The organism is Pedobacter heparinus DSM 2366, from assembly GCF_000023825.1.
In the GTDB taxonomy this organism is placed as follows: domain Bacteria; phylum Bacteroidota; class Bacteroidia; order Sphingobacteriales; family Sphingobacteriaceae; genus Pedobacter; species Pedobacter heparinus.
This window is the reverse complement of record NC_013061.1, coordinates 1,182,004-1,202,900: the sequence shown is the minus strand read 5'-3', so window position 1 is coordinate 1,202,900 and position 20,897 is coordinate 1,182,004. Positions and strand designations below refer to the sequence as shown.

Genomic DNA, 20,897 nt, shown 5'->3' with positions numbered 1-20,897 from the left:
TTTTATCTTTTATCACCTGTAGCAGGAAAATTTACCTCCCTTTTAACCCGGGCACTTTCTAAAATGGCATCAATTACCTTCATGTTATTTAACGCATCCTGAATAGGATATGGTACAGCTTCATCATTTACAATTGCCTTTGAAAATGCGCTGGCCTGAAGGGTATACTGATCTGCGGCTTCAAAGATCATGTCCTCCTGGCCCTCTTTTGTATAGAGGGTTATTTTTGTTTGCTGATCGGGAAGCGGGTTAAACGGCATTTCAATTTCAATCCGGCCAGCAGTACCCATCACATTTACACGCTGGTAGGGCATAAGCTGGGTAGCACAGGTAAAAATGGCCCTGCCTTTAGGAAATTCCAGCATACCGGAAGTTATCTTGTCCGTATGCATTTCGGGGTCACGTTCTATTGAACCCATTACACTATCGGGTTCTTCTCCAAATAAAAACCTGGACAGAGATATACCATAACAGCCTATATCCATCAATGCCCCGCCACCAACGTCAACCTTGTTACGAATGTTACTCGGATCGGCATTGTAATAAGAAAAGAATGACTGTACCATTTTAAGTTCTCCGATCCTGTTTAAATTGATCAGCCGTTTAACCTGTATCCATTGCGGATGGAAACGGTACATAAAGCCTTCCATCACTTTAATTTTTGGGTGCGCTGCCGAGGCTTCCATCAAACGGAGCGCATCAGTATAGGACAAGCCAATTGGTTTTTCGCACAGTACATGCTTACCTGCTGCAATGCATTTAATTGCCCAGTCTACATGCAAATGATTGGGCAGGGGAATGTATACCGCTTCAATGTCCTTATCATTTAACAGTTCCTCGTAACTGCCATAAGCTTTTCCAATCTTTAATAACCTGGCTGTTTTTTTAACCTGTACTTTATCCCTTGAAGCAATAGCCACCACTTTACAGTAAGGACTTTTTTGCAAAGCAGGGATCACTTTTTCCCTGCCAATTTTAGCATTGCCCAGTATGCCCCATTTAACTTTATTTCCCATTTTTCTTCAGTTCTCCTTCTTTAATGGCCAATGATAAGGCTTGCGTAGTGGTATAATATTTGGCCAGCATATTCGGAACTTCCCAGGCTGGCATATTTCCATTTTTTAAATAAGCTAAAAACCTGGTGGTTACCTGTGCAAAATGTGCCTCATGCCCATTTTTATATTGCTCAGGAATAAGTACTTCCCAGCCTTTATCTATTTTTTTCAGTTCTATACCAGGATACCTGGCTTTAACAACATTTATCTTATCATTAAGCGCTTGTTCGTAAGCAAACAGATTTGCCGGTGAAACAGATGGCAAAATATACAAGCTGGGTTTAAAATCCTGATCTGCTCCCTGCCTGATGACCAGATCGGCTTTTGTGCCCCTGAAAACAGCATAGTGTGAATCGCCACCGGCTTTTGCTTTGTAATCCCATAGGGCCCTTACCTTTACATATACATCCCGTAGTTTATAATTGATCTCGCCATTGGCAAACACATTTAACAGGGTATCTTTTACATCTTTCTTTAAGTAATCGGGGAAACCATTGCTTTTTGTGATGGCATTGAACTGGCTTAAAGTAATTGCAGTGGGCCAGCGACTGGCGCTGTTTAACTGAATGTCCTTTTCGTAACGGATAACCTGATCGGGGAAACAGGCCCATTGCACCAGGTCGACAAGGTGAACGGCCACATCGGCTATGCCTTCGCCCTGCTGACTGGTATCCATAAACCAGGATGGCCTGGTCAGGATTTTACCGGACACGTATTTATAAAAATAATGTATACTTTCCATCTCTACCGCAGGTTGTTGCGGACTACCTTTCTGAAGGCTGCCGAAAATTTCCGGTATGGCGGCCAGCTCGCGCTGCAGGATATTGGTAATTTCAGACCGCTCGGTCATGATGTCGTACAACAGCAGTTTTTTATCAGCAGCCATCGAAAAAGCAGTTTTAAGCAGCTCAAAATTTGCTGCATCAATAGCCATTGGTTTATCGGCCAGCACATTGAAGCCTCCTTTCACTGCAGCATCAATATAGGCAGTTTTAAAATGGTTATTTCCAGCTATTACCACTACATTGCCCTTTTTATCGGCAATCATACGTTGCAGGAAGTCCTTTCCCCTGTAAACTTCTTCTTTCCAATGAGTGGGGTTTTCAGCAGCATGGTTATATCCTTCGATTTTTTCGAGGTGCTGATCAAGGTCCTTCCCCGCTGCTGCATAAACGTAAACTGTTGAATCTACATCAGGATACATGGATTTTTGTACAAGGGCTGCATGGAAATGACCAGGATCCAGTGTAATCAGTTTAATTTTTGCATCGTTTTCCGTAGAAGGAGATTTGCAGGAAAGGGCGAACAAAAATACCATGAGGTAATTAAATTTAGCGTATTTCATTGTTATAGGTTACTAAAATCAACAGGTTTCATTTTTTTGGTAAGCATTTGTATAATGAACCATGCCAGGAAATAAGCACAGCCACAGATGATGAACAAAATATTGTAAGCAGCACCAATGTTACCAATATTTTTATAATAGGCAAGCAGTGAACCCACCAGCAGCGGAAATAAAGTTGAAGCAATGGAACCCGACATACCACCGATACCTACCACAGAACTTACGGCTTGTTTAGGCACAATATCTGAAACGATGGTAAAAATATTGGCACTCCATGCCTGATGCGCAGCGGTTGCAATGCTGATGATGGCCACCGCTACCCAGATATTGGGAGCAAACTGGGCAAAAAATATAGGCACCACTGCAATGGCCACGATGAGCAGGGTGGTTTTTCTGGCTTTAAGTACCGGCCATCCGCGTTTGATAAAATAAGACGACAGGTAGCCCCCGCCAATGCTGCCAAACGTTGTGGCTGCGTAAACTACGGCAAGGTGCAGGCTGGGTTTTTTAAGGTCTAAGGCAAAAGTATCTGCAAAATAGGCCGGTAACCAGAACAGGAAAAACCACCAGATCGGATCGGTAAGTACCTTACCTACAATGAATACCCAGGTTTGGCGTAAACCAAGCAGTTGGATCCATTTCAATTTTACCGGCTTTTCCTGCAGCTCATCATCTGGATCGCTGTGTATAAAATCATACTCGGCCTTTTTAAGCCGCTTTTGTTTGGATGGGATTTCATAAAAGATCCACCAGAATATGAGCCAGATAAAGCCCAGCGCGCCCGTAATCCAGAAGGCTTCCTGCCATCCGTAGATACCCAAAATCCAGGGTACCAGAATTGGGGCCACCACTGCACCGATGCTGGTACCAGAATTAAATATTCCTGTAGCCAGGGCCCGTTCTTTTTTAGGGAACCATTCTGCCACAGCTTTAACACCCGCAGGGAAATTACCGGCCTCTGATAGCCCCAGTAATCCCCTGGCCATACCAAAACCTACTGTGCCTTTAACTACAGCATGCAGCATGGCAGCGATGCTCCACACTATAACAGATATGCTATAACCGATCTTGGTACCAACTTTATCAATAAAACTACCAAAAACCACATAGCCCAGTGCATACATACCGGCAAAGGCCATCACGATATAGCCGTAATCGACCTCTGTCCAGTGAAACTCTTTTTCCAGCGTGGGTTTTAACAACCCGATCACCTGCCGGTCTATATAATTAATGGTTGTTGCAAAGAAGAGCAGTCCGCAAACAATCCAGCGATAATTACCAATTTTAGTCGTTTCCATGTATCAATTTTATCGGTTTAATTATTCCCGAAGGAATAAAGCTATAAATTAGTAATTGTTACTTCAGTACCTTTACGTTCTGCAGAAACATAGCCGGCATAAATGGTTGCCATCACATCGGCAGCCAGGCTGCTGTTGCTTTCTATAGGATCGCCAAAAGCGGCCGACCTGTAAAAAGCATCCATTTCATGCTGATATCCATTAAACCAGCCTTCATCAGGAGAGATGGAAGACCAGCCCTGCTTGGTTTCTGTTTTTTCTACCACATAAATATCCTTAAATTTTTCTTCATTTGGGGTATATGCCTGCATGGCATCGTTTGGCCCTATGTTACAAATGGTGCGGTGGTTGCTCGTATTTACTTCAAGCTTATTGTTTACCCCACCCAATACCAGCTCGCTGGCAAACAGATCGGCAATTGTACCGTCTTCAAATACAATGTGCAGCATGGCAAAATCTTCAATGTCTTTAAAGGTGGTCTGTAAATGTCCTTCATCCTTAAAGCCGGGCATGCGTGTAATGGCATGTGTACGGGAAGATACGGTTACCGGACGTATAGGGGCACCATTACGTACCCGTCCCTCAACATGCTTTAAATAGATGGCCGCAGTAAGCGGATGACAGCCTTTACCGATCATAGAGCCACCACCGGAATATTTCCACTGCCCGTAAGCCAGAGAGTGGGAACCGGAATGGGATTGCTCGCCATGCATCCAGATAATTTGCGCCCCTGTTTTTTCCAGTATTTCCCTTTCTTTTTGAATTGCCGGCGCATAAACCCAGTTTTCGGCATACATGATGCGGCCTTCACTTTCCTGCTCGGCATCCAGCATTCTTTTGATGCTGGCCAGGGTATGTTCAAGGCCCAGTTCCCTCGAAAAAGTATCACCGTTAAAATCTGCACTGCCATCCCCGAAATAGCCGGTGAAAGGTTTTTCTACAATTACATGTTTGTTTTGTTTGAGTGCAGCAATAACAATAGGTTCGTGGGTAACAGGAGGTGTACATACATGGATCAGATCGCAATTTGCTATCAGTTCATCCAGGTTGTGGTAAGCTTTTAATTTTCTTAACCGGGTATATTCTTCCAGCTCTGCTTCGGCTACAGAATACACACCTGCTATTTCTACTTTGGTACTAAACACGCGTTGTAAGGCATCGTAATGAAACCTTGCGGCAAAGCCAGATCCTACTATTCCGGCACGTATAATTTTCTTGTCCATATTGTATTTTACTTAACTGAAGGAAATGTTCCTTCAGCTGATCTATTGAAATGTTTTGATTATTGATATTCGTTTGCAATGGCAGTTTTAAGTTCTTTTAAAAGTGCTGGCACCAGTTTATCTGGTTCATAAGGCCGAAAGGGAAATGCTGGTTTAGGCTGGCCCTTCATCACTTTATCGCCTAGTGTTTCAATGGGGAGGTAGCCACGGTAGCCGCTGTTGTTGACGATACGCATCAACCTTGGCATGTCTATCCGTATGCGGCTCAATACGCCAAACGGGCTTTCCTTAACCTGAAAATTTACGGCATAAGGCATTACCTTTTCTATATCGATATAAGGATCATCCTGGATAAAGTAACCGGTATCTACAATTACACCAAACCAGTCTGAATCTACCATTTTTACCAGTTTAATGGTTTCATCGGCTGTTTTCAGGAAATCACCATGGTTTTGGATGCCTATTAACACTCCCTTCGCTTTTCCATAGGCTACACATTCCTTTAAACTTGCGGCCATGTATTTCGCTACCTCGTCCCACTTGTTTTCATATCCTGCAGGTACCGGGCCGGCAAATACACGTACAACCGGGGCACCTAATTTTACGGCTACATCTATCCATTCTTTTACATGCTTTACATCGGCTGCCCTTTTTGCCGGATCAGGATCGGCAAAGTTGTTCCTTACGGCAGTTCCGCTGATATCAATACCCATTTTAAAAGCATGCCTTTTGAGGTTGTTCAGGTATTCGTCACTGGGTATGGCCGGATAACCCGGGAAATAATATCCGGTTAAGTCGACCGCATCAAAGCCCTGCGCGGCCGAATAGTCGATCAGGTCAAAAAGCGACATCGATTTGTCATTCAGTTTTTTGGCAAAAGAGAAGGCATTTAGGCTGGTCTTGACAGCAGATTTTGTGGCTTTCTTTTTCAAATCCTGTGCAGCTTTGTTCAGACTGGCGCTGTTCATATCCAGGTTCTGTATTTTGATATTTTTCCAGTAAACCTTCATGGGTTTACTCTCTTTGGTGGCATGTACCTGCAGACCGATAAATCCGGATGAGGACATATCGTCCACTAAGGATGAGGCCAGTACCCCATTGATCCAGGTATACATCCGGTAGGCAGAAGCTTCAATCCTGAAATGGTTCCATTCGCCCGGTTTAAAAGCTTTTCTTGCCTCTTCGTTCTTACTCAGATCGGCCAGCCAGCCCCTGCGTTTTTCGTCATAAATCCCCCCAGTCCAGCTCCTTTCCGAGGGATCAATTTCTACCTGGTAGCCATGAACAATTCCATCTTTGTAGTTTTTGTCCTTTTGACTCCGGAACTGTATTCCGGAATTCAGGCCCGCATCAACTTTAAAGTCCAGCTCAAGGATAAAGTTTCCATAGTTTTTTTTTGTAGCCAGAAAACTGTTTGGCGAGTTCAAAGTAGTTGTACCTATGATCATCCTATCCCTAGCTTCATACCTGGCGCTACCCTGCACCTGTTCCCAGCCATTTAAAGTTTTTCCATCAAAAAGGTTTTCCCATTTAATGTTATCCTGGGCATTTGCTATACCGCAAACTGAACCAAAAAAGGCCAGTATCAATAGTTTATATCTTTTCATTGGTCATGTCTGTTGTAAAAATCTAATCTCCAAACTGTGCCAGCTGTGCAGCCTTAACTTCTTTTAAAAATGCCGGCACCACCGTATAAGGGTCATAAGCGGCCTTGTCTGCAGCGTTTGGTGTATTTTTCTTGTTTTTGTTACCGCCCTGAGGCGATAGTGTTTCTATAGGCAGATAACCGCGATATCCTGTTTTTTCAACAATTTTCATGATTCTTGGCAAATCTATTTTTATAGGGCTTGCTGCGCCAAAAGCGCTTAGTTTCAATTGAAAATTAACGGCATAAGGCATAGTTTTTTCTATATCTACATAGGGGTCTTCAGTAATGAAATACCCCGAATCTACAATTACACCAAACCAATCGGAGTTGACACGTTTTACCAGGCTGATCGTTTCGTCGGCTGTCTTAAGAAAATCGCCGTGGTTCTGCACACCAATCAGTACGCCCCTTAATTTTCCATAATCGGCACATTCCTTCATACTTGCAGCCATATAAGCTTCAATTTCAGCACGTTTATTTTCATAACCAGCCGGAATTGGCCCGGCGAAGATCCTGATCACAGGCGCGCCTAATTTTACAGCCACATCTATCCATTCTTTTACATGTTTTACGTCAGCCGCCCTTTTTACAGGATCAGGATCAGCAAAATCATTGCGTACCCCTGTACCACTGATGTCAAGCCCCAGTTTAAAAGCATGTTTTTTTATCTCATTGATAAACTCATCACTGGGTACTGCCGGGTAACCCGGAAAAAAATAGCCGGTAAGGTCTACCGCATCAAAACCGTTTTTGGCCGACCAGTCCATTAATTCAAATAAGGACATTCCTGCTCCACGGCCCCGTACTTTATCTAAAAGCGGTTTTGTAAAGGAATAAGCATTTAAACTGATCTTAACACTAGCCTTCCCCTTTCTCTGTATCTGCAGGTTATCCTGGGCAAATAATGCCTCCCCGCATAAAAGTATACCAGCTGTTAAAATTGCAGCGGATACATTTCGCATCATTCTTTTTTTTCTAATATTCATTGTTGTTCTGATTTATACTTAATGCTCTCTTTTATATTCAGAATGGATAGCTGCTTTTAAGTCCTTCAAAAAAGCAGGCACCAAAACGAAGGGGTTGTACGGAATGTCCGGTACCGGGCGTGGTTCTCCTTTGATCTCTAAGGTCTCTATGGGCAGGTATCCCCTGTAACCACTCTTATTGATGATTTTCATGAGCCTTGGCAAATCGGTTTTTATGGTACTGCGCGGGCCAAAAGGGCTTTCCTTAATCTGAAAATTGACCGCATAAGGCATTATCTTTTCAATATCTGCATAGGGATCTTTTGTAATGAAATAACCGGTATCTACAATTACACCAAACCATTCAGAATTGACCATCTTAACGATCTTTATCGCTTCATCGGCTGTTTTTAAGAAATCGCCATGGTTTTGTACGCCAACCAGCACTCCTTTTTGCCGGCCGTAATCGGCACATTCCTTTAAACTTTGGGCCATGTATTTAGCCACTTCATCCCACTTACCCTCGTAACCACTTGGAACAGGGCCTGCAAAAACCCTGATTACCGGGGCACCCAGCTTTACAGCTACATCTATCCATTCCTTAACGTGCTTTACATCTGCTGCGCGTTTTGCAGGATCTGGATTGGCAAAGTCATTTTTTACACCTGTACCACTAATGTCAAGGCCCAGCTGGAAAGCCTTCCTCTTCACATTATTGATTACCTCATCACTGGGAACGTTTGGATATCCGGGGAAGAAATAAGCCGTAATGTCGATGGCATCAAAATTCTGTTCCGCAGCATAATCCAGCAGCTGGAAAAGGGTCATCGACTTGCTGACAGTCATATTCTTATTAAATGAATAGGCATTTAAGCTTGTTTTAACTGCCGAACCCGGCTGTTTTGCATTTTGGGCAAACAGCGCCGAACTGAACAGGCATAGGGCTATTGTATATTTTTTCATACCGGATATATTAATTTTTATAAGCTTCTTTAACTGCAGCTTTTACCTCCTTAAGGAAAACAGGCACTACCTGATAAGGATCATAGGCCGGTTTCTTTACTGCTGATTTATTTCCTTCCTTTCCAGGTCCTTTAGCCGAAAGCGTTTCTATGGGAAGATACCCGATGTACTTACTGTCTTTAAGGATCTTCATCACTTTCGGAAGATCAATGCGTACATCACTGCCACCAGGTATGGGGCTTTCCTTTAACAAAAAATTAACTGCATAAGGCATTACCTTTGCCATGTCGGCATAAGGGTCTTCCGTTAAAAAATAACCTGAATCTACAATTACCCCAAACCATTCGGAATTTACCATTTTAACGAGCCTGATGGTTTCGTCACCTGTTTTCAAAAAATCTCCATGATTTTGGACACCTACCATTACTCCTCGCTTTTTACCATAGTCGGCACATTCTTTAATGCTGGCAGCCATGTATCTGGCAATCTCGTCCCATCGCTTTTCATAGCCTTCTGGAATGTTGCCCGAAAAGATCCGTATTACAGGTGCTCCCAGTTTTACGGCCACATCGATCCACTCTTTAACATGTTTTACATCTGCTGCCCGTTTTTCAGGGTCCGGATTGGCGAAATCATTTTTCACCCCTGTTCCGCAAATGTCGAGGCCCAGTTGAAATGCTTTTCTTTTAACGTTGTTGATGTATTCATCGGAAGGAACGTTGGGGTAACCCGGAAAAAAATAGCCGGTAAGGTCAACCGCATCAAAATTATTTTCAGCACTAAAATCAAGCAAATCTGGCAAAGACATTCCGGCACCACGGCCTTTGGCATTGTCATTCAGTAATTTACTAAATGAATAAGCTTGCAGTGCAATTTTTACGGGAATACCTGCTCTGGTTTTCTGGGCCATTAACTGTGTACTTATGCACAACAGCAACATTACAGGGATCAGTTTTTTAAAAATCATAGTTTATTATTTTGCTTTTTTAACCTGTTCAGGAACACCTATTTTCCCCATTTCAGCATGCGTAAGGGTTTCCCACAGCATATGGTGATCGCCTTTGGTTGGCCTGTTGGTAGGTAGAACCAGTTTCATATTTGGCAAATTCATACCCATTCTGTTGTGAAAATGATTGTAGGCGATCTCCCAGGTTGGCTGCAATGCAAATTGTAATTCTGCAGGTGGTGTAGCTTTATTCGGTTTTAAGTATTGTGCCTGGAATTCCAAAGCAGCCACCATCCTTTTACCTTCTTCGGCGTATAGGTCGACCCCTTGTTGCCTGGCCGTTTCGGCAGCATTTGCCATCGAAGCAAAAGCCATCCATGGGTGATGGGAGTCTCTTGCCGTTTCCTGCATCAAACCATCAACAAGTTCTGGCATATAGCCTTTATTGCTCCATATTGCCGGTCCGCAGCCCGGAGGGTCTATTGGTTTTGGCCCATCCGTTTTCAAATAGATATAAGCAGGAGTTCGCCCCCTCCACATTTTTAAACCCAGGTCAAACACTGTACGGTCATCATTAAACACGCCAATATTGATAATTGCTTCGGCCATGGCCAGTTCCTTATTGCCGTTCTCACAATCGCCATGAATAATAGATGGCAGATATTGTACCCTGAGCATGTTTTGAAATTTTAGCACATCCGCATCAGACCAACCTTTATAAGTGTACCTGATAATTTCAGCAGCTCTTGGCCATACCGAACCGCACCAGGCTGCCTGTACAGGGCCATTGGCATAATTATGCCCACCTACGAGATTTGTTGACCAGGCATTCATAATTTTGATGGCACTTTCAGCATAGGTTTTATTGCCGGTAATGAACCATAACAAAGCCTGTGTATAGGCTGCTGCACAATCATTCTGTTCATCTTTACAGCCCAGGTTGGGTTTAGAATAAGGACCACAGGAAACGGTATCCCTTGGCTGAGGGGTATAACCCAAAGCACCCAGGGGACTCTCTTTTAAGGCTTCAAAAGCCGACTTCTGTGGCTCGGTTCCCGCAGCTACCCTTTTCTTAATTTCGTCCAGCTGTGCACGGTTTACCAATACGCCGGGATGGTTAAAACCAACAGGTTTTGCCGGCTTTCCACTTAAATCTGGTGTGATCATTACGGTTACCGCGGCATAAGCCGGGTTCTTTTCACCTTCATAATCTGCAGTGGCATTCTTTTTACTACTTCCGCCTTTCTTTTTGGCAGGTTGCTCACCGGCAGCAGCCGTATCGCCTTCTGCACCAGGCTTTTTACCTGTGCCATTCTTTTTGCCACCACCGCCTTTTTTACCGCCACCGCCTTTCTTCACAGCGCCATCAGCAGATGCCACTACGGGCGTATGCGCATTTTCTGTACCCTTAACTGTTTTATCTACCACCCAGATATTTCTGAACTGATAAGCTGTACCGTGCTCCTGTAAATAAATCGGACCTACACCTGCTTCGCCCAAAATTCCTGTTGCGCCTTTAACTTCTTCCATAGGGGCATCTTTATAAGTTTGCACCCCATTGTGCACAATTGAAATGCGGGCACTTTCTATCTTTTTAGTACCCGAAGCATCGAAACGGGGTGCCCTGAACTCGATATCAAATGTTTGCCATACCATAGGCGGATACGCCATATTTACACTGGGATAAAAATCAGCCGGTTTGGAAATGTTTCCAAAAGCGCCGGATGGAGAACCTCCGATCTGGCCATAAGAATCTTTGATATTTATTTCATATCTGGACATGAAATATACACCACCATTGGTCACTTCGCCCAATAAACGACATTCAAAATGAAGTTTTAAATCTCCAAACACTTTTTTGGTAACGATGGAACCTGTACCTGGGGTAACTTCAAGAATCCCACCGGGTAAAATTTTCCAGCCATCAACAGGGCCATCTGGTTTTAACCATTCTTTAGGGGCCAATTTGCCCCATTCATCCAGGCCTTTACCATTAAACAATACAATTGCATCCTTAGGTGCCGCTGCTCCCATGGTTGGGGAAGTACGGACATAATGATTGAACACAAGTTTCTCTGTTCCTTTAACCAGGTTTAACTTACCCTTTTCTGCTTTTCCGCTCCAGCCATCCCCGTTAAAGTTAAGGGCAGTTCCTGCAAGTTCAGCAGAAAGCACTGCAAGCGGCGCTTCAGGCGAATTTAGCTTATTGATCAGATTGGCCTTACAGGCACCTTCCTTGGTCAGAAATACCTGCAGATAATATTTATTATCGCTGGTCTTCCAGTCGCCCAGTAAAGGATTGTCCTTACCAATCTGCTGAGCATAAGTGGTAAATGCAGTCAGCAGCAACAGCATTGTCATTTTTAAAATACTTGTGGTCCGTTTCATCTTCGGTCTTATTGTTTTAATAGGTGATATTTAGTTAAATCCAGGATTTTGAGGCATTTTTAAAGTCAGGTTTGCATCAATTACCGATTGCGGAATAGGCAACAATGTATCCCTTAGTGCAAGGTTTTTACTGATGGTATTGAAGGTATTGGTTCTCCTGTAGAAAAAACTGGCCCCACCCATACGCAATAAGGTATACCTGCGGTGTTCTTCCACCAGCAATTCCCGGGAGCGCTCGTCCAGGATATAATCCAGGAAAGTAGTTAATGTTGCACCAAAGTTGGACACAATAACCCGTTTGGCATTCGCACGGTCACGCAGCAGGTTAATGTCATCTGCAGCTCCAGGTAAGTTACCCAAACGGCCTTTAGCCTCTGCCCTTAACAAAATGGTCTCTGCCAGACGCATATAGATCTGGTCCTGGTGAGACTCTGTTGTATTGGCAAAGCCGGCATCATTATAAGCAAATTTCAAACTGTATGGCCAGTCGTTGTTATTGGCAGTACCATCCGGCAGTAAGGAAAAATTAACCGCACCACTTTTAGATTTCATACCAGGATCAGCAATTATACTTCTTGATATCCCGGTTGCCAGCCATACGGTATCCCCTAATTTCCATGGTGCTTTGGTCGCCGTATTGGTCAGACCTGCAAAATTATCATCGGCCCCCAGGATAAAATATTTACGCAGTGCAAATTCAGAACTTCTCTGGTCAACCTTACCTGCCGGAACGTCACTCGAAGCGGTGTACCACAATAAAGCCTGTTTGGTAATGGTCTGACGGCTCCAGCCCCGGCCACCGCGGGCATCTGTTGCCGTAAGAAAACCTACACGGTTCACATACCTCGCATTCGGATACCTCATTGTTGTTTCATGGCGCATCAGGTTCTCACCTCCCCCAATCGCGTTCCTTTCCCACTGCATTACCCAAAGGGCTTCCGTATTTCCATCTGAAATATTTGTTTTGCCCGGATTGAACATATCCATAAAAGCTACACCAGGCTGGTCGGAACCAGCACCATACCTGGTCTTAACCAAACTATAAGGTCCTTTGGTGATACATTCATTTGCCCAGAACAATGCAGAATCCGGTTTTCCCACAGCAAGGTAGATTTCTGAAAGGTAGGTTTGCGCCACTCCCCTGGTTAAGCGGCCTGCTTTGGTGGGCGACCAGGGAAGGTTTTCGGCTCCATATTTAAAATCTTCAATCATCACCCTTCTGATGGTAGCTACTTTTTCACGTACAAGGTCTGTTCTGATATTCTCGCCTGATACCTCTTCCGTTAATAAAGGTACATCGCCCCATAAGTAGGTAAGGTGACGGTATGCCCAGGCCCTTACCGTCCTGGCTTCGCCCAATACCCTTTCTTTATTACCGGCACCCCATTTTATCACCGGATTTTCTGCTCTGGTAATGATGGTATTGGCCGCACTCACTACTTTATACAACCATAAAAACAATTTGTCAATATTGGGGTCGGCCGGCGTATTTTTGGTCCAGTCGGCAGTAATGGTCGACAATCCCCCGGTATTACTTCCGGCACCAATATTATCTGTACCGGTAATCATGATGGCTGCCCTCAGATCTATGGTGCCAAATCCGCTGGTATAATTCAATCCATTTCTTTCATCCCTTACCGACGCATATAAGCCATTAAGGCCGGCATCAAAACCTTCAACAGTGGTATATAATACATCGGCAGTTATAAAGTTTGGCGGACTTTCTACCAGCCGTTCCTTTGAGCAGCTTATTAAACAGGTTACCGATACAATGGCAACAAAAACGTTCTTAATCTTTTTCATGTCTTTTAACATTTATATTTATTAGAAACTAAGATTTAAACCCATGATATATTCGCGCTGTAAAGGGATAGCCCGTTGCGCATCCAGCTCCGGATCGAGCGCGCCCCATTTTGTGATGGTGAAGAGGTTTTTCCCACTAAAAAATACATTAAGCCTGTTCAGGCCTGCTGTTGAAAGTAATTTTGGTGCAAAGGAATAACTTAGCGTGATATCTTTAATTCTGATAAAATCTGCATTGTCGTAGACACTAGGTGTTATCCCTTTTCCCAGATAACGGTTAGCCTGACTGGAATTGGCCCAGAACTCATTATTTCTGTTCTCCGGTGTCCAGTAGGTCCTGGCAATTAAATAATTTCTGTCTTTATAGGGGTTGGCCTTCAGTGTGCCCATCTTACCGTACATAAATACCGATAAACCGAAGTTTTTATACTTGAAATTATTGGTAAGGCCCCAGGTAAAGTTAGGCTCTGGCGAACCGATGAGCTGACGGTCGTCAGGATCATAAACTCCATTATTATTTAGATCCTCATACCTTGCATATCCGGGTTTTGCACCATATTTAGCTGCCAGCTCCGTATCTTCTTCCTGCCAGACCCCAATAAATCTGTAATCGTAATTTACCTTGATCTGCTCTCCTAAAAACCAGTTATTGGCAATGTCATTTTTCCCGTCCCCGTATAGATCCAATATTTCTGTATTGATGAATGAGAAGTTAATGTTTGAGTCCCAGGTGAATTTAGATTTGGTAATGTTCCTGCTGTTAATGCTGACCTCTATCCCTTCATTGATGGTTTTACCAATATTCTGAAATACACTGTTTACCCCGTGTACTGCAGAAATAGCACGTTTAAGGAGCAAATCATTCGTTTTATTTTTATACACATTAACATCACCGGTAATTCTGGAATTAAACAGGCCAAAATCTAAACCAATATTAAATGCCCGTGTAGATTCCCAGCCCAGGCCGGCAGTTCCCAGCGTGGAAGGAATGTAACCGGGTGCAGGTACTGTTCCGTCAATATAATCACCTTCAGTAAGCTGCGAAAGGGTTTGATAAGGACTAATGGCCTGGTTTCCGCTAAGGCCGTAAGATGCACGCAGTTTCAATGTACTAAGCGTTTCTTTCACGCCACTGAGGAATTTTTCATTGGCAATATTCCAGCCCAGGGCCACTGAAGGGAAAACTCCGTATTTTCTGTTTGCACCAAAACCCGAGAAGCCATCCCTGCGCACGGTAAACGTGAACAGGTACCTGTTGTCGTAAGCATAATTTGCCCTGAACATCTGCGACAAGAGGTTAGTTTTAAAATAGTTATAGGAAGGAACAATTTTGCTGGCCTGTGTAATGCCGTAATAAGATAAAAAGTCGTTGGCAAAACCCTGTCCGTTTAAAATGCTGTTCTTATTTTCCTTTTCTTCAACACTTAACAGGCCGGTAAGGAAAATATTGTGTTTTCCGATATCTCTTTTGTAGGAAAAGATACTTTCAATGGTATAAGAATATTTAACCCCCAAATTGGTTTCACTCTCCCCTTTCAGGGCTCCGCTTTTACCTGTATTGGTGCCCTGGTACCAGTTTTTCTCAGCTGATTCATACTGCACACCTGTATTCAGCCGGTAAGAAAGTCCCTTTACAAAAGGAAGGTTAACATTTAAGTAGTTATTGCTGGAAACGGAATACTTCCTTTTTAAATCGTCATACAAAAGGTTTTCAATCGGATTGATCTTCCTTGGGTCATCGGCAATCGGTGTAATGTTTACAGAACCGTCAGGGTTGAAAGGGACCGCCAGAGGCGATTTATTAAACAGGTCGATAAACGAGGGCTTGGCTCCGCTGTTGTTGATATACCCAGCCATACTGCTGCTGCCCAGTGTTAACCAGCTTTTGATATTTGAAGTAACATTTATCCTGGTATTGATGCGTTTGTACTGGTCATTAATGACAATACCCTTTGTACCCAGGTAAGACATACTTACATTGTAAGTCGTTTTTTCCGCACCGCCAGATACAGATAGATTATGCTGCTGACTGTTCCCCCTTCTCAGGATCAGGTCTTTCCAGGTAAATGAATTGTAGGAACCTGAATTGTATACTTCCAGTTCTGATGGGGTAATTGCAGCTTCGGTATCATCATCAGGATTGGTAACTCCCTTTTTAAAATCGTAATACTCCTGACCGTTCATCAGGTGTGGGAAATTGGCCACATTCTGTAACCCGTACAAAAAATCATATTTAATGGCTGCCTTTCCTTTGGTACCTTGTTTCGTTTGGATCAGAATTACACCATTTGAAGCCCTGGAACCATAAATTGCAACTGCAGAAGCATCTTTTAAAATATCCAGGCTTTCAATATCATTGGAATTGATATCAGATAAGATGCCATTATAAGGGATCCCGTCAAGAATGATCAATGGATCGTTACTGGCACTGATAGATTTACGGCCACGGATCAACAGCACAGCACCACTTTCAGGATCTGCCCCGGCTGCAGTAGTAGACACATTTAGTCCGGCTGCTGCCCCCTGTATCAGCTGTACCACATCTGTTCTTACCATGTTGTCTAATCTTTCTTTAGAGATGGATGCTACAGCACCTGTTACATCACTTTTCTTCTGGGTTCCGTAACCAACTACGATGAGTTCCTCTAATGTTTTAGTATCAGTTTGTAAAACCACATTGATCCCGACCTGGTCTTTCACTTCAATCTCTTTCAGTAGGTAGCCAATGCTTTTGAAAGTAAGCATGGCCCCTTTTGGGGCCTTAACGGTATAATTTCCATCCGCATCTGTTGTTGTGCCAACGGCTGTTCCTTTTACTTTTACCGTTACTCCGGGTAAAGTCTCACCCTTTTCATCGGAAACTTTCCCATTGATGGTAATGCCTTCATGCTTCTGACAGAAAGCTTCGGTGTGTCCAATTATAGCCAAACTGCCATAAATAAGCAGCAAAACATAGCCATATTTGACAATAAGTAGAATTTTAGGTAATAATCCAAATTTCATGATGCCCGGTTAGTTTAATTTATACTTGGTTGTTAACGACCATTTTGGTTAGAAATGGTTACGACTGCAAACGATTGCAGTATGCATATTTATACATTATTTATTAGAAACCAAAATATTTAAGCATTAAATTTTAAAAAAAGATACAGTAGCATTTAAGAAAATACTTGAATAAAGCTATAAAATAGACATCAAAATGCTTATTTTACAGCACTGGAAGCCCTTTTCACCAATTCAACTGGAGTAGTTAAAGAAATGAAACTCCGGCCAGGGTTCACTCTTTTCTGGATAAGGTCCATCATCAGGTTGGCAGCCTGTTCTCCCATTTCATGAGGAAACTGTTCTACCGAAGTTACTGTCGGATAAGATATATCAGTCCGGTTGTCATTGGAATAACCGACAATTTTCAATGCTCCAGGTATGGCCAGGTTATTTTTTTTAGCAAATTCTATGATGGCAAGCGCCGTGGTATCATTACTTGCAAATATACCATCCGGAACCTGGTCTCGCTTAAATATCAAGTCACAGGTATTCATTGCATTCTCTTTGTTCAACTCATGAAAAAACGTCATAGAACTATCAAATGGCATATTATGCTTTTTTAAAGCATCCTTATAACCATCAAAGCGTTCCTGGTACTGGTTACAGGAAAGTGGCCCTCCGATGTGCGCGATATGTTTGCAACCCTGCTCTATCAGGTGCACTGTTGATAGATAAGCCCCATGATACTCGTCCCCTTTTATCTTATGAGCAGGATAATTGTTAGGTACACGATCATAAAAAATGATCGGGATTTCACTCCCTACCGAATCGTCAAAATGTGAAAAATCTTCAGTCTTTATACTACAGGATACGATTATTCCTTCTACTCTTGAAGCATGCAACAAACTAACCAGCTTCTTTTCCTGTTCAGGATCTTCATTAGACTGACAGATAATTACACTGTAACCATATTTATGAAGGGTATTCTGAATTGCAGTAATAACAGCAGCCTGAAAAAACATGGAAATCCTGGGTACTATCAAACCAATGGTATTGGATTTGCTGTTCCTTAAAGCAGCTGCCAGTGCGTTATACCGGTAACCAAGCTTTTGTACGGCCTCATTAACTCTTGCTTTAGTCTCTTCACTAATATGCTCATGATCACTAAGGGCCCTGGAGACAGTAGAAGTCGACATTCCTACTTCCAAAGCTATATCTTTAATTGTTACCTGCTGTTGTTTCATTTTCATAGTATATGCAAACGTTTGCAAATTAAGTGATTTTTTAATGAATTTTATCCTACTTAAATAACAGATTCTTGAGCTATCCATCCAAAAAAAATCATAATCATTTAATTACCAATATATTAATAATATAAAAACAAAGTTTTCATGAATATTTTTTTTCAATTTCAGATTTCATCATTAACAAGAAGATAGATTAAAAATAAAAGGAAGTCTAAAACATCGCAAACTGCAAACGTTTGCATTAACAATCTGATGAAAGGTAATATATACTTGAGATTTTTATCACCACATTCATGTTATTTCACTATTTTTAAGCATACATCCTTAACCTATGAAAACCCGCACTCAACCTCTTTTAGCTAATCATATCCGTATTAAAAAAAAGATTGTCCTGCTCTACCTGCTGATTGGTTTTACCTTACTGTTTGTAGCAAGCGTATTGATCAATGTTTTCGACAGCAAGCATCCGGAAACAGATTTTCGCTTTCTGCACCATTATAAGTATATCTTGTTCATCCTGATTACTGCAGTGGCATTATATATATTACTTGGCATACATTATAAAGATCTCTCAACCATTGAAGACAATTATTATAAATTATTTGAAGGCTCACCGGGCGCTGTATATGTTATGGAGAAATCCGGATTCAGGTTTTTGGCTGTAAACGACGTGATGGTGAGAAAATATGGATACAGCCGTGAAGAGCTGCTCAAAATGTCGGCCCTGGATATACGGCCCGAAGTGGAGCGTAAAAAGTTAAAAGACTATTTGTATTCAGCCCATGATGAAGGACATGACACGGGCATCTGGTTACATCAGAAAAAAAATGGGGACTTATTTTATGTACTCATCTCCCACCACTCTGTGAAATTCCAGGCTCAAGAGGCCTACGCGGTTATTGCCATAGATATTGACCAGAACATCAGGAATGAAAAAAGGTTACGTGAAATAGCCTGGACCAATTCTCACGAGATCAGAAAGCCTGTCAGCAATATTTTGGGATTGGCGGAACTGATAAAAACATGCGACCCTATGGAGCCTTTGGACCCCAGACTGGTAGACCTGCTGAGTGTTTCGGCCAGCGAACTGGATATTATAGTAAAAAAGATCAATCTGCACGCCAAGGAACTCGACAGAAAATTTTAAGCTTTCGTTTTCTCCTGCTCCTGCTTGGGTGGCCTCGGTCCTCGTTTATAGATCACAAGGCCATTTAAAAAATTACGAAGGATCTGATCCCCGCAAGGTTTAAAATTAGGATGGTCATTGTTCCTGAAAATATCCCCCAGCTCACTTTTACCTACCTTAAAATTTACCAGCTCCATTATTTTAATGATGTCATCGTTGGTAAGCGCCAGCGCCACGCGCAGCTTTTTAAAAATATCGTTATTACTCATATTACATTGCTATTTCAATCTTTACCTTTTTATTCTTTATTTTTTCGTTTGCCAGCGCCCTTAACACAGGGTTAACCAGACTGCGTTTTACAGCAACATAAGATACCTGGTCTTTCACCTCTATCAAACCCACCTCGTCCTTCTGCAGCCCCCCTTTTTTTAGCAACAGGCCAACAATATCTATCTTGTTCACCTTATCTTTTTTGCCTGCAGCAATATAAAGGGTTTGCCACTCACTGTCTTTAGGAAGCTGAAAATTACCTTTGAGTTCCTCTGTTTTGATGTCAGTTTTCAGAAAAGGATATTTTTCGTCCTCTGCTATGACCAGGTAAGCCGTTCCCTTTGCATTCATACGGGCTGTACGCCCATTACGGTGCAAAAATGCATCCTCTGTATAAGGCAGCTGGTAATGGATGATACATTCTACTTCGGGAATATCTAACCCCCGTGAAGCCAGATCTGTAGTGATCAGGATTTTAATGCTCCCATTCCTGAATTTCAGTAATGCACGTTCCCGCTCATCCTGCTCCATACCACCATGAAAAATATCGTGTGCCAGATCCTGATCGATCAGCAGGTCGCTGATCCGGTCTACCGTTTCTCTGTGGTTACAAAAGATCAATGTTCTTTTATCACCGATCTTACAGATCAGCCTTAACAGGGTATCCAGTTTATCGGCAGCTGTAGTATTTACCTTTTTCAGCTCCAGATCGGGTGCTGCTGCAACATCCTTTAAAAAATTGACCTCAACAGGCTGATCAATCCCGGTAAAACCTGGTATTTCCTCCATCGAAGTTGCCGAGGTCAATAAACGTTGTTTTAAGGAAAGTAATTTCCGTATGATATAGGACATGTCCTCCTGAAAGCCAAACTCCAGGGCCTTATCAAATTCATCCAAAACCAGTGTTGTAATTCCGGATTCGTCAAAATTCTCGTGACGGAGATGATAGGCAATCCTTCCAGGTGTACCAATAAGTACGGCAGGGGGCTGTTCAAAATTGTTCCGCTCTGTTTTAACAGGATGGCCACCATAGCAGCAGTTTACTTTAAAGCCTGTACCCATTTGCCTGAATACCATTTCTATCTGCAAAGCCAGTTCACGGGAAGGCACAAGCACTAAAGCCTGTACACCTACTATAGCTGGGTCTAAATTATTTAACAAGGGCAGTAAAAAGCCTAGGGTTTTACCAGATCCTGTAGGCGCAAGCAACAGTACATCTTGCCCTTTTTTACTTGCAGCCAGGGTTTCCAGCTGCATTTGATTCAGCCTGTCAATCTTTAACCGTTCCAGTACCTTGTTTACCATCATGGTGCAAAGATAGCGGAATTAAGGGATTAAAATTTCAGATACTTCTTTCTAAGGTGCTTTAATGAGCTGTTTAATCGCACATCAAGGTTCATCAGCATATGCCCTCTTTCCGAAATCCAGGTAGTCATTTTATTATTTACCCGCTCAAGCGGTGTATAAACCCTTTCTTCCATTATTTCTTGATAAGCCATCGGAGCCCGGCTTTGTTGTAACAGATAAAATTCATTTAACAATTCTGTCTTCATAATGCTTATATTTAGTTATGGTTCACTTATAAAACGCAGACCTATCTATCTTATTATGACAATCCTTGTTTAAAAGGGTTTC

The 20,897-nt window shown here is 42.6% G+C and carries 16 protein-coding genes; 1 reads left to right on the top strand and 15 read right to left on the bottom strand.

The features are described from left to right. Positions 1-2: 2 nt before the first annotated feature. From PHEP_RS05135 to PHEP_RS05080, 12 genes are all read right to left on the bottom strand, one after another. Positions 3-1,016, bottom strand: a complete 1,014-nt coding sequence (locus tag PHEP_RS05135; protein ID WP_012781190.1) for a Gfo/Idh/MocA family protein — start codon at positions 1,014-1,016, stop codon at positions 3-5. Beyond that, complete coding sequence (locus PHEP_RS05130) at positions 1,006-2,400, bottom strand: putative oxidoreductase C-terminal domain-containing protein (protein WP_012781189.1); 1,395 nt, start codon at positions 2,398-2,400, stop codon at positions 1,006-1,008. The genes PHEP_RS05135 and PHEP_RS05130 overlap by 11 nt, the downstream gene beginning before the upstream one ends. A gap of 2 nt (positions 2,401-2,402) precedes the next feature. Next, the gene (locus PHEP_RS05125; RefSeq protein WP_012781188.1) at positions 2,403-3,698 is read right to left on the bottom strand and encodes an MFS transporter; all 1,296 of its coding nucleotides are present in this window, start codon (positions 3,696-3,698) and stop codon (positions 2,403-2,405) included. A gap of 41 nt (positions 3,699-3,739) precedes the next feature. Next, on the bottom strand, positions 3,740-4,921 hold the full coding sequence (locus PHEP_RS05120) for a Gfo/Idh/MocA family protein (protein ID WP_012781187.1): 1,182 nt from the start codon (positions 4,919-4,921) through the stop codon (positions 3,740-3,742). Positions 4,922-4,980: 59 nt separating this feature from the next. Then, a complete protein-coding gene (locus tag PHEP_RS05115) occupies positions 4,981-6,528 on the bottom strand; it encodes a 3-keto-alpha-glucoside-1,2-lyase-like domain-containing protein (protein ID WP_012781186.1) in 1,548 nt (515 codons plus the stop codon). 22 nt (positions 6,529-6,550) lie between these two features. Then, positions 6,551-7,555 (bottom strand): sugar phosphate isomerase/epimerase family protein, encoded by a 1,005-nt coding sequence (locus tag PHEP_RS05110; protein ID WP_012781185.1) that lies wholly within the window; start codon positions 7,553-7,555, stop codon positions 6,551-6,553. An 18-nt stretch (positions 7,556-7,573) separates the two neighbouring features. Further along, positions 7,574-8,497 carry a sugar phosphate isomerase/epimerase family protein gene (locus tag PHEP_RS05105; RefSeq protein WP_012781184.1) on the bottom strand — a complete coding sequence of 308 codons (924 nt, stop codon included), beginning with the start codon at positions 8,495-8,497 and terminating at the stop codon, positions 7,574-7,576. 10 nt (positions 8,498-8,507) lie between these two features. Further along, positions 8,508-9,464, bottom strand: coding sequence for a sugar phosphate isomerase/epimerase family protein (locus tag PHEP_RS05100; RefSeq protein ID WP_012781183.1), 957 nt, complete (start codon positions 9,462-9,464; stop codon positions 8,508-8,510). Positions 9,465-9,470: 6 nt separating this feature from the next. Continuing rightward, complete coding sequence (locus PHEP_RS05095; protein ID WP_012781182.1) at positions 9,471-11,831, bottom strand: 3-keto-alpha-glucoside-1,2-lyase-like domain-containing protein; 2,361 nt, start codon at positions 11,829-11,831, stop codon at positions 9,471-9,473. 30 nt (positions 11,832-11,861) lie between these two features. Beyond that, positions 11,862-13,634: a RagB/SusD family nutrient uptake outer membrane protein gene (locus tag PHEP_RS05090; protein ID WP_143715696.1), complete on the bottom strand. Its 1,773-nt coding sequence runs from the start codon at positions 13,632-13,634 to the stop codon at positions 11,862-11,864. Between the two features lie 21 nt (positions 13,635-13,655). After that, positions 13,656-16,637 carry a SusC/RagA family TonB-linked outer membrane protein gene (locus PHEP_RS05085; protein WP_012781180.1) on the bottom strand — a complete coding sequence of 994 codons (2,982 nt, stop codon included), beginning with the start codon at positions 16,635-16,637 and terminating at the stop codon, positions 13,656-13,658. Positions 16,638-16,837: 200 nt separating this feature from the next. Beyond that, positions 16,838-17,863: a LacI family DNA-binding transcriptional regulator gene (locus tag PHEP_RS05080; protein ID WP_012781179.1), complete on the bottom strand. Its 1,026-nt coding sequence runs from the start codon at positions 17,861-17,863 to the stop codon at positions 16,838-16,840. 334 nt (positions 17,864-18,197) lie between these two features. Here PHEP_RS05080 and PHEP_RS05075 point away from each other — a divergent pair, with 334 nt between their 5' ends. Next, positions 18,198-19,013, top strand: coding sequence for a PAS domain S-box protein (locus PHEP_RS05075; protein ID WP_012781178.1), 816 nt, complete (start codon positions 18,198-18,200; stop codon positions 19,011-19,013). Here the strand turns inward: PHEP_RS05075 and PHEP_RS05070 are convergent. The 3 genes from PHEP_RS05070 to PHEP_RS05060 are packed head-to-tail and all read right to left on the bottom strand — an operon-like array spanning position 19,010 to position 20,815. Continuing rightward, positions 19,010-19,261: a DUF1456 family protein gene (locus tag PHEP_RS05070; RefSeq protein WP_012781177.1), complete on the bottom strand. Its 252-nt coding sequence runs from the start codon at positions 19,259-19,261 to the stop codon at positions 19,010-19,012. The two genes, PHEP_RS05075 and PHEP_RS05070, sit on opposite strands and share 4 nt — an antisense overlap. 1 nt (position 19,262) lies before the next feature. Further along, positions 19,263-20,570, bottom strand: a complete 1,308-nt coding sequence (locus PHEP_RS05065) for a DEAD/DEAH box helicase (RefSeq protein ID WP_012781176.1) — start codon at positions 20,568-20,570, stop codon at positions 19,263-19,265. 26 nt (positions 20,571-20,596) lie between these two features. Next, positions 20,597-20,815 (bottom strand): hypothetical protein, encoded by a 219-nt coding sequence (locus PHEP_RS05060; protein WP_012781175.1) that lies wholly within the window; start codon positions 20,813-20,815, stop codon positions 20,597-20,599. Positions 20,816-20,897 lie beyond the last annotated feature (82 nt).